The sequence below is a fragment of the Rhizobium aethiopicum genome, from assembly GCF_014197535.1.
GTDB classification, from domain to species: domain Bacteria; phylum Pseudomonadota; class Alphaproteobacteria; order Rhizobiales; family Rhizobiaceae; genus Rhizobium; species Rhizobium aethiopicum_A.
In genome coordinates, this window is sequence record NZ_JACIFV010000004.1 from 150,987 (window position 1) to 168,436 (window position 17,450).

Consider the following 17,450-nt stretch of genomic DNA (forward strand, 5'->3'; position numbering starts at 1 on the left):
CCCGGATCAGGTGATCACGGTTGGCTCATCGCGTCCCGTGCGCTCACGAATGCTGGCAATGCTTTCAGCGGCCGCGATCAAGTCGGCGAGCGCTTCCTGCGTTTCGATGTTGTGACGAGTCGAATCCGGCTCGTAGCGCTCGATATAGACGCGCAAGGTTGCGCCAGACGTGCCGGTGCCCGACAGGCGGAAGACGACGCGGGAGCCGCCCTCGAAGAGCACGCGGATGCCCTGATGCTCGCTGACCGATTTGTCGATCGGATCATGATAGGCGAAATCGTCGGCCTTCTCGACCTTCAAGCTGCCGAAGCTCTTGCCGGGCAGGGTGGAGAGCTGGCTGCGGAGATTGTCCATCAGGTCGTTCGCCGCGCCGGTGTCCAGGCCTTCATAGTCGTGGCGCGAGTAGTAGTTTCGGCCGTAGGTCTGCCAGTGCTGAGTGACGATGTCGGCGACGCTCTCGCCGCGCACGGCAAGGATGTTCAGCCACAGCAGCACGGCCCAGAGGCCATCCTTCTCACGGACATGATTGGAGCCCGTGCCGGAGCTTTCCTCACCGCAGATCGTCGCCATGCCGGCGTCGAGCAGGTTGCCGAAGAACTTCCAGCCGGTCGGCGTCTCATACATGCCGATGCCGCGTTTTTCAGCGACGCGGTCGGCCGCGCCCGATGTCGGCATCGACCGGGCGATGCCGGCGAGGCCGCCGGAGTAGCCGGGAGCGAGATTGGCGTTGGCGGCAAGGATCGCCAGACTGTCCGAGGGGGTGACGAAGATACCGCGGCCGATAATGAGGTTGCGGTCGCCGTCGCCGTCGGACGCGGCACCGAAATCGGGCGCGTCCTCTCCCATCATCTCATCGAAGAGTTCCTTGCAGTGAACCGGGTTCGGATCGGGGTGATGACCGCCGAAATCCGGCAGCGGCATGAAGTTGCGAACTGAACCCAAGGGAGCGCCGAGGCGATTTTCGAAGATTTCCTTGGCGTAGGGGCCGGTGACGGCGCTCATGCCGTCGAAAGCGATGCGGAAACCGAGGCTGATCAGATTGCGGATGGCGCCGAAATCGAACAGTTCTTCCATCAGCGCGGCATAGTCCTCGACCGGGTCGATGACCGAGAGGATCATGCCGCCGGGAAGCTCGTCCTTGCCGATGCGGTCGAGATTGACGTCCGCGAAATCGGCGATCTTGTAGCTGTCGATCGTCTTGGAGCGCGCATAGATCGCGTCGGTGATCTTCTCCGGCGCCGGGCCGCCATTGTTGATGTTGTACTTGATGCCGAAGTCTTCGGTCGGGCCACCGGGATTGTGGCTGGCCGACAGAATGATGCCGCCGAAGGCCTTGTACTTGCGGATGATGTGGGACGCGGCCGGCGTTGACAGAATGCCGCCCTTGCCGACCATGACCTTGCCGAAGCCGTTGGCGGCGGCCATCTTGATCGCCTTCTGGATGACTTCGCGATTGTAGTAACGTCCGTCGCCGCCGATGACGAGGCACTTGCCCTGATAGCCTTCCAGCGAATCGAAGATCGACTGGATGAAATTCTCCGCATAGTTCGGCTGCTGGAAGACCGGAACCTTCTTACGCAGACCCGACGTGCCGGGTTTCTGGTCCAGATAGGGCGTGGTGGGTACGGACTTGATCATTTTAGGTCACATGCCTTTCGAGACGAGGCTTGAATAGAGGGCAGCGTAGCGTTCGGCGCTCTTCTCCCAGGAGACATCCGATTTCATGCCTTGCTTTTGCAATTGGGTCCAGAGTTTTCGGTCCGCGTAAAAATGCATCGCACGGCGGATTGCCTGTAGCATGCCCGTTTCGGTCACGGGTGAGAATTGTATGCCGGTTGCCACTTTCGCCGCAAGTGCGGCGTGATTGGCGTCGATCACGGTGTCGTTCAATCCGCCGGTGCGGGCGACGATCGGCACGCAGCCGTAACGCAGGCCGTATAGCTGGGTGAGGCCGCAGGGCTCAAAGCGCGACGGGATGATGATCGCGTCGCAGCCGGCCTGCATCAGATGCGACATCGGCTCGTTATAACCGATCGAGACGCCGATGCGGCCGGGATGGCGGCTGGCGGAGGCAAGCAGCGCGCCTTCGAGCGCTGCTTCGCCGGAGCCGAGCACGACGAGTTTGCCGCCCATGGCGACGATCTGGTCGGCGACGTTGGCGACGATATCCATGCCCTTCTGCCAAGTGAGGCGGCTGATGACGCAGAAGATCGGCGCATCGTCATTGTCGAGGTGGAAGAACTCGGCGATCGAGCGGCGGTTTTCCTCGCGGTTCTTCAGCGTCGTCGGGCCATAATGGGTGTGGACGACGGGATCGGTCGCCGGGTTCCAGACATCGGTGTCGATGCCGTTGACGATTCCATGCAATTCATCGATGCGGGTGGCGATGACGCCTTCAAGCCCCATGCCGAATTGCGGCGTCAGGATCTCGTCGGCATAGGTCGGGCTGACGGTCGTGACCGCATGAGAGGTCTGCAGACCGCCCTTGAGGAAGCCGACCGTGCCGTAATATTCGATGCCGTCGACTGCAAAGGCATGGTCGGGCAGGCGCAGACCGGGAAAGATTTCGGAGCCGAACTGGCCCTGGAAGGCGATGTTGTGGATGGTCAGCACGCTCGGCAGTTCCGGCGTCGGATAATAGCGCATGTAGACCGAGGTCAGCGCCGCCTGCCAGTCGTGGGTGTGGACGAGATCCGGCCGCCAGCCGGGCAGTAGTCCGGCGGCGATCTCGGAAGCGGCGAGCGACAGAGCGGCGAAACGGCGCCAATTGTCGGGATAATCCTTGCCGAGCGGATCAAGATAGGGACCGCCCGGCCGGTCGTAATAAGCGGGTGCGTCGAGGACGAGCAGATCGAGGCCCTCGTGTTCAACCTCGAGCACGGTCGCCCGCTCACCAAGCAGGTCCGGGAATTCGAGTCTTACGACAGGGTCGCGAATGACCTTCATGACGGCGGGGTAGCCGGGCAGGAGGGTCTTGGTCTCGACCCCGAAGGCTTTCAGAGCAATGGGCAGGGCGCCGGACACATCGGCCAGGCCCCCTGTCTTGATCAAGGGGAAGACTTCGGACGAAACCGAAAGAACTTTCATACGTCAGATATCCAGCTTGTCGATCATCGGCTGCGTGATCAGGCAGATGCCGCTCTCCGTCCGCCGGAAGCGCTTGGCGTCGAGCTTCGGATCCTCGCCGACGACAAGGCCTTCCGGAATGACGACGCCATGGTCGATCACCACATTCTTGAGCTGCGCGCGGCGTCCGATCTTGACGTTCGGCAGGATGACCGCTCCCTCCAGCTTGGAAAAGGAATTGGCCCTGACGCCGGTGAAGAGCAGGCTCTTGTTGAGGCTGGCGCCCGAGATGATGCAGTCGCCCGAGACGACGGAGGACGTGGCCGAGCCGCGGCGGTCGTCGTCGTCATGGACGAATTTTGCCGGCGGGGTGATCTCGGCATAGGTCCAGATCGGCCAGGACTTGTCGTAGATATCGAGCTCCGGGACGATGGCCGTCAGATCGATATTGGCCTGCCAATACGCGTCGATCGTGCCGACGTCGCGCCAGTAGGGCTCGTGCTCGAAATCGGAACGGACGCAGGATTTGGCGAAACGGTGGGCGACCGCCTTCCCGTTCTTGACGATATAGGGGATGATATCCTTGCCGAAATCGCGGCTCGAGGTCGGGTCGGCGGCGTCGCGGCGCAGCGCATCGAGCAGGAACTTGGTGTGGAAGACGTAGATGCCCATCGAGGCGAGCGCGAAATCCGGCTTGTCGGGAATGCCAGGCGGATCGGCCGGCTTTTCGATGAAGGCGAAGATCTCATCCTTTTCGTTGACATGCATGACGCCGAAGCCCACCGCTTCCATGCGCGGCACTTCCAGGCAGCCGATCGTCACGTCCGCGCCGGAATCGACATGCTGCTGGAGCATGTATTCATAGTCCATCTTGTAAACATGATCGCCGGCGAGAATGACCATGTATTCGACGCCGTAATCCTCGATAATATCGATGTTCTGATAAACGGCGTCGGCGGTGCCTTCATACCACTGCGTTTCGGAAACGCGCTGCGAGGCAGGCAGGATGTCGAAGCTTTCGTTTCGCTCGGGGCGGAAGAAGTTCCAGCCGCGCTGCATGTGACGGATCAGCGAATGCGCCTTGTATTGCGTCGCGACGCCGATGCGGCGAATGCCCGAATTCAGCGCGTTCGACAGAGCGAAATCGATGATGCGGGCCTTGCCGCCGAAATAGACGGCGGGCTTGGCGCGCCGGTCGGTGAGTTCCTTGAGACGGCTCCCCCTGCCGCCCGCCAGAACGTAAGCCATTGCATCACGGGCAAGTGGCTGAATACGCTTCTCTACCATTTTCTCCTCCCACCAGTCTTAATTTTCAGGTTCAAGCATGATTGTCGCCAAGGGCGGCAGCGTGATCGAGCAGGTGATATTGCCGCCGGCATCGACGGCCTGCACGCGCCCGCCATTGCCCCTGCCGCTACCGCCATAGATGTCGGCATCGGTATTCAGAATCTCCCGCCAGCGGCCTGCGGAAGGCAGGCGTAACAAGTAGTTCTCGCGGTATACGGGAGTAAAGTTGGTGATGACGACGATCGGCTTCTGGCCCGGCGCCTTGCGCTGCCAGGCGAAGACGGAATTCTCGCCGTCGTCGGCAATCAGCCATTCGAAGCCTTCGCCCTCGCAGTCACGCTCATGCAGGGCGGGCTTGCTGCGATACGTGAAGTTGAGGTCGCGCACCAGGCGCCGCATGCCCTCGTGCATGCGGTATTGCAGCAGGTTCCAGTCGAGCGACCGATCCTCGCTCCACTCGCTCCACTGGGCGAATTCCTGGCCCATGAACAACAGCTTCTTGCCGGGATAGCCCCACATATAAGCGTAGTAGGCGCGCAGATTGGCGAACTTTTGCCAGTCATCGCCCGGCATCTTGGCGATCAGCGAGCCCTTTCCGTGAACGACCTCGTCGTGCGACAGCGGCAGGACGAAATTTTCCGAATAGGCGTAGAGGAGGCCGAAGGTGAGCTCGTTGTGGTGGTGCTTGCGGTGCACCGGGTCGCGCTTCATGTAGCTCAGCGTGTCATGCATGAAGCCCATGTTCCATTTGAAGCCGAAGCCGAGGCCGCCTTCATGCACCGGTTGCGAGACTTTCGGCCAGGAGGTCGATTCCTCGGCAATGGTCATGACGTTGGAATGCTGGCCGTAGATGCGGATGTTGAGGTCCTGCAGAAAGCGGACAGCTTCGAGGTTCTCGTTGCCGCCATATTCGTTCGGGATCCATTCGCCGTGCTTGCGGGAGTAATCGAGATAGAGCATCGAGGCGACCGCATCGACGCGCAGGCCGTCAAGATGGAACTTCTCGGCCCAATAGAGGGCGTTGTTGACCAGATAGGAAACCACTTCGGTGCGGCCGAAATTATAGATCGCCGTGTTCCAGTCCGGATGGAAGCCCTTGCGCGGGTCTTCGTGCTCGTAGAGCGCCGTCCCGTCAAACCAGCCGAGGCCGTGTTCGTCGGTCGGGAAATGTGCCGGCACCCAGTCGAGAATGACGCCAATACCGACCTTGTGACAGCCATTGACGAAACGGGCGAAGCCTTCCGGCTCGCCGAAACGGGCGGTCGGCGCGTAAAGGCCCGTCGTCTGGTAGCCCCAGGAGGGGTCGTAGGGATGCTCTGTGATCGGCAGGAATTCGATATGGGTGAAACCCATGTCGACGCAATAGGGGATGAGGCTGGAGGCGAGCTCGTCCCAGGACAGCATGGTGCCGTCCTGCCGGCGCTGCCAGGAGCCGGCATGCACCTCATAGATCGAGATCGGCTGACGGCGCTTGTCGGTTTCGCGCCAGTGCTTCAGATGGGCCTCATCCTCCCAGGCCTGCTCCAGTTCGGCAGCGGCGATCGAGGCGGTCTTGGGTCTGAGCTCGCTGCGGCGAGCGAAGGGATCGGCCTTCAGCGGCAGCAATACGCCGTCGTGGCCGCGGATCTCGAATTTGTAGGCGACGCCGAGCGGCACATCGGGAGCGAAAATTTCCCAGATGCCGCTGTCGGCACGGAAGCGCATGACATGGCGGCGGCCGTCCCAGCCGTTGAAATCGCCAACCACGGAGACGCGCTGGGCGTTCGGCGCCCAGACCGCGAAGTGGATGCCCTGCGCGCCGTCATGCTTGATGAGATGGGCGCCCATCTTGTCGAACAGGCGCAGATGCGAACCTTCGCGGGCGAAATAATCGTCCATCGGCCCGAGCACCGGCCCGAAGCTGTAGGGGTCGGTGACCGCCCATTCGGCGTCGCCGCGCCGGGCGCGGTAGCGCACCGGCTGCAGTTTGGCGAGTGAAACCGGCCCGGCGAAGAGGCCATCGGCGTGGAGCTGGTTCAATTCGCCGACAATCCCGCCATCGAGGGTCATGGCGGTCACTTCCTCCGCACCCGGGATAAAGCACCGGGCAACGAAAGCGTCGCCGGCTTGGTGCACACCTAGGACGGCAAAGGGATTGGAATGTGAGCCGGCAAGGATCGCCGTGATTTCATCTGCCGAAATTTCCCAGGAAAGCTCTACTTCAGGGACGGTTTTCGGCGGTTTCATCCGGCTCTCCAGATTTCGTCTGCATATTGCCTGATCGTGCGATCGGAGGAGAACCAACCCATCCGTGCCGTATTGTTGATCGTCTTCGTGTACCAGGCGGACTGGTTGGTCCAGATCTGATCGACGTCGCGCTGGGCCTGGGCATAAGCGTCGAAATCCGCGGCGACCATGAACCAGTCATGCGAATTGATGCCGTCGATGAGCGCCGCATAACGATTGCGGTCGTCGGGCGAGAAGACGCCGGAACCGATGGCTGAGAGCGCCTGGGAGAGTTCGCGGGACCCTTCGATAATGGCGCGGGGATTGTGGCCGTCGCTGCGGACCTTGGCGACCTCATCGGCCGTAAGGCCGAAGATGACGATGTTGTCTTCGCCGACATTGTCGCGCATTTCGACATTGGCGCCGTCGAGCGTGCCGATCGTCAGCGCTCCATTGAGGCCGAACTTCATATTGCCGGTGCCTGAGGCTTCCATGCCGGCGGTCGAAATCTGCTCGGAAAGGTCGGCGGCCGGAACCATGATCTCGGCGAGCGAGACATTGTAGTTGGGCACGAAGACGACCTTCAGCAGCCCGCGCACTGCGGGATCGTGGTTGATCGTGCGGGCGACGTCGTTGATCAGTTTGATGATCAGCTTGGCATTGTAATAGCTCGGCGCGGCCTTGCCGGCGAAGAGTTTTACGCGCGGCACCCAGTCGAGCTCGGGATGCGAGCGGATCTGGTCGTAGAGGGCGACGGCTTCGATGATGTTCAGAAGCTGGCGCTTGTATTCGTGGATGCGCTTGATCTGGATGTCGAACATCGCCGACGGATCGAGCTTCACGCCCATGCGGCTGGCGACGAGATTGGAAAGGGCCACCTTGTTGGCCCGCTTCACCGCCGCGAACTTCTGCTGGAAGCTCGGATCGGAAGCATGCGCCTCGAGCGGGCGCAGCTTCTCGGCATCATCGAGGAACGCATCGCCGATCGCCTCCCGGATCAGACCGGTGAGGGCGGGATTGCACTGCTGCAGCCAGCGGCGCGGCGTGATGCCGTTGGTCTTGTTGTTGATGCGGTCGGGATAGAGCTTGTGCAGGTCGGCAAAGACCGTGACCTTCATCAGGTCGGTGTGCAGTGCCGAGACGCCGTTGATCGAGTGCGAGCCGATGAAGGCGAGATTGCCCATGCGCACGCGGCGGTCGCCGCTTTCCTCGATCAGCGAGATCGAGCGGATTTCGCTGTCGGAGAAGTTCTTGCCTTTGCGGGCTTCCAGCAGGATCTTGGCATTGATCGCGTAGACGATCTGCATGTGGCGCGGCAGCAGGCGCTCGAACAGCGGAACGGGCCAGCTTTCCAGCGCTTCCGGCAGAAGCGTATGGTTGGTGTAGGAAAAGGTGCGGCGGGTGATATCCCAGGCCTGGTCGAAATCCATGCCGTGTACGTCGCAGAGCAGACGCACGAGCTCGGCGACCGAGACGGCCGGATGGGTGTCGTTCAGCTGAATGGCCACCTTGTCAGGCAGCGAGGTAAAGTCGTCATATTGCTGCAGATGGCGGCGCAGAATGTCCTGCAGCGAGGCCGACGAGAAGAAGAATTCCTGGCGCAGCCGCAATTCTTGGCCGGCAGGCGTAGCGTCGGCCGGATAGAGCACGCGGGTCAGGCTTTCGGCCTTGTTGCTTTCGCGCAGCGCGCCGATGTGGTCGCCGGCGTTGAAGGCATCGAGCAGGATCGGGTCGATCGGCTGCGCAGACCAGAGGCGCAGCGTGTTGACGCGTTTTCCCCGCCAGCCGACGACCGGCGTGTCGAAGGCGGCGGCGATGACGCGCTCGGCCGGCTTCCAGACGTAGCGCGGCTGGTCGTCATGGGTAGTGATGAATTCGACGGCGCCGCCGAAACCGATTTCATAGGCGCTCTCGCGGCGCTCGAATTCCCAGGGATTGCCGTGGGCGAGCCAGTTTTCCGGCAGTTCCACCTGCCAGCCGTCGGCCATCTGCTGACGGAACAGGCCGTGGACGTAGCGGATGCCGTAGCCATAGGCCGGAACATCGACCGTCGCCATGCTTTCCATGAAGCAGGCGGCGAGACGGCCGAGGCCGCCATTGCCGAGCGCGGCGTCCGGCTCCAGGCCGGCGATGACGTTGACGTCGACGCCGAGGGAGCTTAGCGCATCGCGCACCTCTTCCATTAGGCCGAGGTTCGAGACGGCATCGCGCATCAGGCGGCCGATCAGAAACTCGAGAGAAAGATAATAGACGCGCTTGGCTCCGGTCGCATAGACCTCACGCGTGGAGGCCATCCACTTGTCGATGATGCGGTCGCGCACCACCAGGATCGTCGCCGTCAGCCAGTCATGCGGCTTTGCCACCTTGGCGTCCTTGCCGATGCGGTAGGTCAGGCGTTCGATGATTTCTTCGGCGAGAATTTCCGGCCTGGAGCTGCGGGGAGCGGGAGAGGGGATAACCGGCTTGGAAACGGTATTCATGGTCAGATCTCGCCAATTTTAATTTGGTTTCAGGTCGTTATGCCTGATTTAATCGATTTGTCGCCTGCGCTTGCGACAGTTTATGCATCGTTGGGAAGCACTTGCAACAAAGGATTTGGACAAACGAATAATTTGCGAAACCTTCGTATTCGCGCGAATTAAAGGGGTTGATTTCAATTGCTTTTCCCGATCTGATGTGAGGGATAGCGATAACAAAAAGCCGCGCCGATTTGCTCCGGCGCGGCTTTTTGTTCGGCTCTTTCTCCTGGCGGTGTCGCTAGTTAGTCAGGCGCGTCAGTTGTGCGGAAGCCTTCGCTCCGATCGCCTTGAACGCGGCCAGGAGGTCTTCCATTTGTTCCGCCTGGAAATAATGGGCAGCATCGGAGGCGCAATACTGCAGCAGCGCCTGTCCGCCCGGCGGCGCCATGAAGGCAATCGTATAGATTTCGATGCCCTTGGACTTGGCGGTGTCACATGTCGCCCTGGTCAGGGTGTCATAGGAACGGCCGCCGCTGCTATCGTTGTTGTTGTCGCCGTCCGTCATGAAGACGATGTATTTTTTTGGTATTTGCCCGGTCTTCAATTTGTGGGCGGCGTCCTCGGCATCGTTCCCTGCGGCATTCTTTGCCGTGAGGGATGAATACGCCGTGCCCATCGCCCCACTCGAATTGGTGCCACCTCCTGCCTGAAGCGCATTGACGTAGCTCGAGACACCGGCAGTTCCCCAGGCAAGAGTGCTGGGTGTGTATTGAACGATATCGTAAGAGACTGCACCGGTGCGTACGTATTGGGCGTTCGGATCGGCGCTGGTGAGCTGGCCGAAAAGATTGCCGGCGGCCATCTTCAGCGCCTCTATCTTCGTATAGTAGTTCGTACGGCTGCCCGTGCAGGTATCGTAAACCCACTTGCCCTTCTTGTTAAGGTGGGGGTTGCAGTCATAGGTGAAGGGTTCCGTCGGATGATCCTTGTTGACGGTTTCGGTAGGGTCTCCCATCGACCCTGACTTATCGAGCGCGAGGAACATGGAGACGGAGCCCTGGCTATTGGAGCCCGGGGTCTGTGAAGGACCACTGACCGTCGTACTTGACGTCGAAAGATGCTGCGTGCTGAAGCCGACTGCCTGCATGAGCGGATTGACCGTGAAGTCGTAGCTCGGTGTAACGGTTACCTGGTAGGACGCCGAATTGCCCGATGTGCTCGTCTGGACATTGACGCTCGTCGTGCCCTTGATGTCGGTACTGCTCTGCAGGTAATTCGCCATCTGCCCCGCGACGAAGTTCCGTGCGAAGGCTTCGGCCTGAGAGGTTTGGATCGTGCCGTTCCCCAAGGCTGTCGCAGTTGCCAGCGCGGCTGAGTCGGCCGCCTCCTGCAATTGCTGTTTCGACAGCAGCATATCACCGACCTGGATCGCCATCCCGGCAGCGCCGAGCAGAACCGGCGCCAAGATCGCCGTCATGATACCGAAATTACCGCCTCGATCGCTGAACATGCGACGCAGGCAGGGACGCAAAAACGAGGTGCTCATCATGTTCACCCAACTGGAAACCCTGTGAGGTGATTTACGCACGCTGCTTCTTTCCGCAGTCCTTACGGCGTCAATAGAATTTTAACGAATCGGCTAATTTTTCCAATTTTGGGATCATTTCAGCGGAATCACGTCGACCGCCTGAACGGCGCGCTGGCCGCCATAGCTCTTCAATACGCCGATGACGGGCACGACGTCGGAATAGTCGCGGCCATAGGCGACGACGATATGGTCCATACCGGCGGGAATGTTGTTGGTCGGGTCGAGCTCGATCCAGCCGATCGTCTCGCCGCACCAGACCCGCACCCAGGCATGCATGGCGTCTGCCCCTTCCAGCCGTTCCTTGCCGGGGGGCGGAATGGTGCGCAGGAAACCGGAGACGTAGCCGGCCGGAATGCCGAGGCTTCTGAGCGCCAGGATCATGACGTGGGTGAAATCCTGGCAGACGCCGCGTTTGAGCCTGAACGCTTCGAGCGGAGTCGTGTCCACTGTCGTCGCGTCGGAATCGTAGGTGAAATCCTTATTGATGCGGGCGCAGAGCGCATGAGCGATCTGCATGGCTGTCAGCTGGCGCGTGACGCAGCTTCGTGCATAATCGCCAATCTCGCGCGCCTGCGTCAGGCGCGGGCTGTCGCCGAGAAAATGATGCGGTGAATCCGGCGCCAGCGACCAGACGTCTGATATTTCCTCCGGTAGGTCGGCCAGCAGCGGCGAGAAATCGGCGGCGATCGGCTGGCTTTCGACCTGCACACGGGCCTGCATGCGAATGTCGAGGGTCTCGTGCGGCGTCCGCAGCATGAAAGAGGTGGCGGGATGTTGAAAGAAATCGACGAAATGCGACTGCTCGTCCGGCGTCGGTGAGACGGTGATCGAGCCGGCGACCAGGCGTTGCCGATTACTCAGCGACAGCGGCATCAGTCGCATGACGTGGCGAGCGCCGGAGGCCGGCACGTCGTAGCTGTAATTCATGCGGAGCGAGAGATCGTAAAGCACCGCCGTTACCCGAGATAGGTCTGGGCGAGCAGATCGGAAAGCTGCTCCAATTCGCGTTCGAACCGCTGGTAGACCTCGACTCCCATGCCCTCCGGCGTCATCACCGCCAGGCCGGAATGAAGCCGCATCGCCTCGCGGTAGAAGGGCGACATCTGCCCATTGATCAGGGCGTTCGGCAATTGCTCGACCTCATGGTGGATCTCGTTCACCTGGAAGAGGACCGAGCGGGGATTGAGGGGATCGAGCGCCAACAGGTCGGTGACGGTCAGCCGCGCGGTATTGACGTTGTAGCGACGACGGTGGGTCATGACGCTGTCGCCGATCTCGAGCAGCATGTCGAGCGCGCCGTCGGGCGCTTCCGGGCCGGACATGTGGCCGAGCAGGCGCGTCATGTGCAGGCCGCGCTCGATATAGCGGCCGAGCGACAGGAAGCGCCAGCCCATGAAGCGGTACATGTTTTCGTGCACGAGGCCGGCAAAGCCGGCCAGCTTGCGCAGGAGGATCGTCATCGCATGGCTGGCGTCATCGCCGGCCGTGACGGTGGCGTGAAAGCGGCGGGCGGTCTTGGCGAGATCGTTGAGAGCGAGCCAACCATCGGGCGAGAAGCGGTCGCGGATGTTGCTCGCCGAATAGACGGCGCTGTCGATGTTGCGCAGGAGCTTCTCGGGCACGGGCTCGGCGGTATCGATATCGACGGCCGCGAGATAGGCGGAGACATCGGCGAGCAGCGGCTGGCTCGGATCGGCGGCTTCGGCAAAACGCGCATGCCAGGCGCGCAGGATGCGCAGCGCCCCTTCGGCGCGTTCGATGTAGCGGCCGAGCCAGAACAGGTTGTCGGCCGCCCGGCTCGGCAGGCTGCCAGGCATGTTGCGGGTGAAGCTGCCTTCGGCCGGCAGCAGGGTGTGACGCTCGACCGGCTTGTCGCTGACGATCCAGACGTCGGCGGCTGCTCCGCCGGACTGCATGGCGATCGCCGAGACGTCGGCACCGGAGCCGATGCGGGCAAAACCGCCGGGCATGATCTGCCAGCCGTTTGCCGTGCGGGCAGCGAAAACGCGCAGCGACATCGGCCGCGGCACGAGTTTGCCGTTCACCCAGGCGGGCGTCGTCGACAGTGTGACGACTTCCTGACCGACCAGTTTCTGACCGTCCGAATTCAGCCAATCGGCAATGGAGTCCTTGGCGGTCGCCCGCAGCGACGAGCCGAGCACGGATTCGCCGTTGTCGTCGAAGAAGGGCGCACGGGAATAGGCCGGGCCGATCACCATTTTCTCGATATTCTTCGCGACTTGCTCGCGCTCTTCCTTCTGGCCGCACCACCAGGTGGCGATCGAGGGCAGTTTCAGATCCTGTCCGAGCAGATGCCGGCAGATGGTCGGCATGAAGGCGAGAAGCGCCCGGGTTTCGAGAATGCCGGTGCCGAGCGCGTTGACGATGGTGACGCTTTCGGCGCGCAGCGCCTCCACCAGACCGGGCGTGCCGATATGCGAATTCTGGTTCAGCTCCAGCGGGTCGGCAAAGGCCGAATCGAGGCGGCGCCAGAGCACGCCGATCGGCTTCAGGCCGGCGACGGTTCGCACCATGACGCGGCCCTTGACGACGGCGAGATCCTCGCCCTCGAGCAGCATGAAGCCGAGATAGCGGGCGATGTAGGCGTGTTCGTAATAGGTCTCGTTGGCGGGGCCCGGCGTCAGGACGGCGATGCGGTCGTCGCCCGAATGTTTCATGTCCTGCAGCGCATCGCGGAAGCCGCCGAAGAAGGAGGCGAGGCGGTGGACGGGCGTTTCGGCGTAGATATCCGAGAAGGCTCGGGTCGTCGCGACACGGTTTTCTAGCGCGAAGCCGGCGCCGGAGGGAGCCTGGGTGCGGTCTGCCAGCACCCACCAATTGCCGTCAGGCCCGCGGCCGATCTCGAAGGCGCAGAAGTGCAGATAGTGGCCGGATGCCGGCCGGATGCCGGCCAGCGGGCGCTGAAATTCGGGATTGGCGGCGATCAGCGCCGGCGGCAGCAATCCTTCCTCGACCAGCCGGTTCTCGCCGTAGATATCGGCAATGATCGCCTCCAGCAGATCGGCGCGCTGAACGAGACCGGCCGACAGCGCCTGCCATTCGCGCTCGTCGATCAGCACCGGGATATGCGAGATCGGCCAGGCGCGTTCGCCGGCTCCCTTGCTGCCATAGGCACGGTAGAAGACGCCGGCGTCTCTGAGATAGCGGTCGGCGCGGGCGAAACGCTCCGCGAGATCCTTTTCCGGCATTGCGCCCAGATGCGAGAGGAAACGCTGCCAGACGGGCCGGACCGCGCCTTTATTGTCGACCATCTCGTCTGCGGTGCCGGGAAGCGGCGCATAGCCGAAGGCCGCATCCTTGCCGATGCTGCTCTCCGCCTCTTGCCTGCGCTCCACTGCCGGTCTCTTACCCATCAAACCCAACCTCACCCTCGGCCTCTACCCCCGGGCCTCAAATGCCGGCGGGCCGCCTCAGATCCAGCGTCAGCGGGAATTCCGGCGAACCCGTCTCGGCGCGCGGGATAAAACCGCCCGCCGTATGCCCCCACGGTTCGAAGCGGGCGAGCCGCCTTGCTTCCGCCTCGTTGCCGTTGACCGGGAAGGTGTCATAGGTCCGGCCGCCCGGATGGGCAACATGATAGATGCAGCCGCCGATCGAACGCTTCGACCATGTATCATAAATGTCAAAAGTCAAAGGCGTGTTGACCGGCAGTACGGGATGCAGGCCGGAGGCCGGCTGCCACGCCTTGTAACGGACGCCGGCGACAGACACGCCGGAGGTGCCGGTCGGCGTCAGCGGCAGGATGCGGCCATTGCAGGTGACGGTGTAACGCGCCGTATTGCTGGTTTCGAACCGCACCTGAAGGCGCTCGACGGACGAGTCGACGTAGCGCACCGTGCCGCCCACGGCGCCTTCTTCGCCCATGACATGCCAGGGCTCCAGCGCCTGGCGCAGTTCCAGCTTCGAGCCCTCGTATTCGACTTCGCCGCAGTAGGGGAAGCGGAATTCGAGCTGGGCCTTGAACCACTCCGGGCTGACGTCGAAGCCGTTTTGGCTGAGGTCGGCAAGCACGTCGAGGAAATCCGCCCAGACGAAATGCGGCAGCATGAAACGATCATGCAGGGTCGTGCCCCAGCGGACGAACTTGCCGTCGGCGGGGTTGACCCAGAAGCGGGCGATCAGCGCGCGGACCAGCAGTTGCTGTGCAAGCGACATGCGGGCATTCGGCGGCATCTCGAAGCCGCGGAACTCGATGAGGCCGAGCCTGCCGGTGGGGCCGTCGGGCGAAAACAGCTTGTCGATGCAGATCTCGGCGCGATGGGTATTGCCGGTGACGTCGGTCAACAGGTTGCGGAACAGGCGATCGACGAGCCAGGGCAGGGGTTGCTGGCCGCGACCGGGCGCGGGGATCTGCGCCATGGCGATCTCCAGCTCGTAGAGGCTGTCGTGACGCGCTTCATCGATGCGCGGCGCCTGGCTGGTCGGGCCGATGAACATGCCGGAGAAGAGGTAGGAGAGCGATGGGTGGCGCTGCCAGTGGAGGACAACGCTCTTCAGGAGATCCGGGCGGCGCAGGAAGGGACTGTTGTTCGGGTTGGCGCTGCCGACGACGACATGGTTGCCGCCGCCGGTACCGGTATGACGGCCGTCGATCATGAATTTGTCGGCGCCGAGCCTTGTGGCGCGCGCCTCTTCGTAGATCGCCGTGGTGATGTCGACGCATTCCCTCCAGCTCGAAGCCGGATGGATGTTGACCTCAATGACACCGGGATCCGGGGCGACCCGGATGACGTTGATGCGCTCATCTTGCGGCGGTGGGTAGCCCTCTATGTGGACGGGAAGCTTCAGTTCGGTGGCGGCGTTTTCGGCAGCGGCAATCAGCTCGAGATAATCCTCGATGCGTTCTACCGGCGGCATGAAGACGCACAGCCTGCCGTCGCGCGGCTCGACCGACATGGCGGTGCGCACTGCGCCGCCAATCTCCCCGAGCGTCTGTTCGATCCGGCCGCGATTGCTCTCGCCGGCATGGAAGGAGGCTTCCGGCATGGCGCGGCCAGCCGGCACGAAGACATCAGGCAGCGGTTCGCGCGGGATCGTCGGATCGGCGGGATGGATATAGGGATAACGCGCCGGGGGCACATAGGGCAGGGTGCCGAGCGGCAGGCGATAGCCGATCGGACTGTCGCCCGGAACGAGGAAGATCCTGCCGCGGCGGGTGTTCCATCTCTCGCTGATCCAGACACGGCTTTCAGCCGCCCTGGCGTTCCATGCCTGAACCGGGAGGACATAACCCGTGGGAACGGTCAGGCCACGGGCGAAGACCCGGGCGATGCGATTGCGTTCCTCGGGATCCTTGAGCTTCGAATTCGCCGGATCGACGTTTTCGGGAAGATTGCCTTCCTTGATGATCCAGTCGGCAGGGTCCTCATAGGCCGGCTGCACCATGTCAGGTTTGATCGCCAATTCCTTTGCGATGGCCGTCAGAAACCTCCCGGCATCCTCGGCCGTAACGCCGGTATCCTTGCCTTCTGCGGCGACCAGATCGAGGTTCTGCCAGATCGGCTTGCCGTCGCGGCGCCAGTAGAGCGAGAAAGTCCAGCGCGGCAGGCTTTCGCCCGGATACCATTTGCCCTGGCCGTAATGCAGGAAGCCGCCGGGAGCGAAGCGTTCCTGCAGCCGGCGGATCAGGGTGTCGGCCTTTTCACGCTTAGTCGGGCCGACGGCGGCGGTATTCCATTCCTCGGATTGGAAATCGTCGATCGAGACGAAGGTCGGCTCGCCGCCCATCGTCAGATGCACATCCTCGGCTTCGAGGACACGGTCGACCTTCTCGCCGAGTTCATTGAGCTCGTTCCAGCTATCATCGGAGAAAGGCTTGGTGATGCGCGGATGTTCGGCGACGCGCGAGACCTTCATATCGAAGGCGAATTCGGTTTCGGCCTCGCCGAAATAGCCGCCGGAAATCGGGGCAGCGTTGCGGTAATGCGGCGTTGCTGCAAGCGGGATATGGCTTTCGCCGGTCAGAAGGCCGGAGGTCGGATCGAGGCCGACCCAGCCGGCACCCGGTAGATAGACCTCGGCCCAGGCATGCAGGTCGGTGAAATCGACCTCGGTCCCGGAGGGGCCGTCGAGCGCCTTCAGATCAGGGGTCAGCTGGATGAGGTAGCCGGAGACGAAGCGGGCGGCGAGGCCGAGATGGCGCAGGATCTGGACGAGCAGCCAGCTGGTGTCGCGGCAGGAGCCCTTGGCGCTTTCCAGCGTCTCTTCCGGCGTCTGCACACCGGTTTCCATGCGGATGACATAGCCGATCTGCCGCTGCAGGCGGGCGTTCAGACCGACGACCATATCGATCGTCGGCTGGCCCGGCGACCAGTCGAGCGTCGGCAGCAGCGCCTTGAGGCGCGGGCCGGCCGGTTCCGGCGTCATGTAGATCGACAGATCCTCGCGGATGCTTTCAGGATAGTCGAACGGCCACTTGGTCGCCTCCTCCTCGACGAAGAAGTCGAAGGGATTATAGACCGTCATGTCGGCGACGAGGTCGACCTCGATCTTGAACTCGGTCACGGGGTCGGGGAAGACATAGCGGGCGAGGTAGTTGCCGTAGGGGTCCTGCTGCAGGTTGACGAAGTGGTTGGAGGGCGTGACCTTCAGCGAGTGGCTGAGCACGCTTGTCTTCGAATGCGAGGCCGGTTTCAACCGGATGATCTGTGGGCCGAGGCGGACCGGTTTGTCGTAGGTATAGTGCGTCAGATGATAGATGCTGGCTTTGATCGACATATTTCTCTTTTGTCCGGCGCGCATCGTTGTGCGGCTTGCTGTTCCCGAAGTCAGTGTGTGCAATGCAGCGAAAGAAAGCAAGGGCGGAACGCCGGGGACCCGCCGGT

9 protein-coding genes are annotated in these 17,450 nt (G+C 62.3%); all 9 read right to left on the minus strand.

Annotation, left to right across the window (positions count from 1 at the left end):
* Window positions 1-6: 6 nt before the first annotated feature.
* Window positions 7-1,638: an alpha-D-glucose phosphate-specific phosphoglucomutase gene (locus GGD53_RS08100; RefSeq protein WP_184454966.1), complete on the minus strand. Its 1,632-nt coding sequence runs from the start codon at window positions 1,636-1,638 to the stop codon at window positions 7-9.
* Between the two features lie 6 nt (window positions 1,639-1,644).
* Window positions 1,645-3,087, minus strand: coding sequence for a glycogen synthase GlgA (gene glgA / locus GGD53_RS08105; RefSeq protein ID WP_184454967.1), 1,443 nt, complete (start codon window positions 3,085-3,087; stop codon window positions 1,645-1,647).
* 3 nt (window positions 3,088-3,090) lie between these two features.
* Window positions 3,091-4,353 carry a glucose-1-phosphate adenylyltransferase gene (gene glgC, locus GGD53_RS08110; RefSeq protein ID WP_184454968.1) on the minus strand — a complete coding sequence of 421 codons (1,263 nt, stop codon included), beginning with the start codon at window positions 4,351-4,353 and terminating at the stop codon, window positions 3,091-3,093.
* 18 nt (window positions 4,354-4,371) lie between these two features.
* Window positions 4,372-6,579: a 1,4-alpha-glucan branching protein GlgB gene (gene glgB, locus GGD53_RS08115; protein ID WP_184454969.1), complete on the minus strand. Its 2,208-nt coding sequence runs from the start codon at window positions 6,577-6,579 to the stop codon at window positions 4,372-4,374.
* Window positions 6,576-9,038 carry a glycogen/starch/alpha-glucan phosphorylase gene (locus GGD53_RS08120; protein ID WP_184454970.1) on the minus strand — a complete coding sequence of 821 codons (2,463 nt, stop codon included), beginning with the start codon at window positions 9,036-9,038 and terminating at the stop codon, window positions 6,576-6,578. The genes glgB and GGD53_RS08120 overlap by 4 nt, the downstream gene beginning before the upstream one ends.
* A 277-nt stretch (window positions 9,039-9,315) precedes the next feature.
* Complete coding sequence (locus GGD53_RS08125) at window positions 9,316-10,563, minus strand: vWA domain-containing protein (protein ID WP_184455139.1); 1,248 nt, start codon at window positions 10,561-10,563, stop codon at window positions 9,316-9,318.
* A 114-nt stretch (window positions 10,564-10,677) separates the two neighbouring features.
* Window positions 10,678-11,556, minus strand: a complete 879-nt coding sequence (locus GGD53_RS08130; RefSeq protein ID WP_184454971.1) for a transglutaminase domain-containing protein — start codon at window positions 11,554-11,556, stop codon at window positions 10,678-10,680.
* A 5-nt stretch (window positions 11,557-11,561) separates the two neighbouring features.
* On the minus strand, window positions 11,562-13,979 hold the full coding sequence (locus GGD53_RS08135) for a circularly permuted type 2 ATP-grasp protein (protein WP_184454972.1): 2,418 nt from the start codon (window positions 13,977-13,979) through the stop codon (window positions 11,562-11,564).
* A gap of 37 nt (window positions 13,980-14,016) precedes the next feature.
* Window positions 14,017-17,343, minus strand: a complete 3,327-nt coding sequence (locus GGD53_RS08140; RefSeq protein ID WP_184454973.1) for a DUF2126 domain-containing protein — start codon at window positions 17,341-17,343, stop codon at window positions 14,017-14,019.
* Window positions 17,344-17,450: the final 107 nt, after the last annotated feature.

What these genes read in the sequence shown, in the direction of transcription:
- GGD53_RS08125 (WP_184455139.1), bottom strand. Translation starts at nt 10,563, where the DNA reads ATGAGCACCTCGTTTTTGCGTCCCTGCCTGCGTCGCATGTTCAGCGAT.
- GGD53_RS08120 (WP_184454970.1), bottom strand. Translation starts at nt 9,038, where the DNA reads ATGAATACCGTTTCCAAGCCGGTTATCCCCTCTCCCGCTCCCCGCAGC.
- glgA (WP_184454967.1), bottom strand. Translation starts at nt 3,087, where the DNA reads ATGAAAGTTCTTTCGGTTTCGTCCGAAGTCTTCCCCTTGATCAAGACA.
- glgB (WP_184454969.1), bottom strand. Translation starts at nt 6,579, where the DNA reads ATGAAACCGCCGAAAACCGTCCCTGAAGTAGAGCTTTCCTGGGAAATT.
- GGD53_RS08100 (WP_184454966.1), bottom strand. Translation starts at nt 1,638, where the DNA reads ATGATCAAGTCCGTACCCACCACGCCCTATCTGGACCAGAAACCCGGC.
- GGD53_RS08140 (WP_184454973.1), bottom strand. Translation starts at nt 17,343, where the DNA reads ATGTCGATCAAAGCCAGCATCTATCATCTGACGCACTATACCTACGAC.
- glgC (WP_184454968.1), bottom strand. Translation starts at nt 4,353, where the DNA reads ATGGTAGAGAAGCGTATTCAGCCACTTGCCCGTGATGCAATGGCTTAC.
- GGD53_RS08135 (WP_184454972.1), bottom strand. Translation starts at nt 13,979, where the DNA reads ATGGGTAAGAGACCGGCAGTGGAGCGCAGGCAAGAGGCGGAGAGCAGC.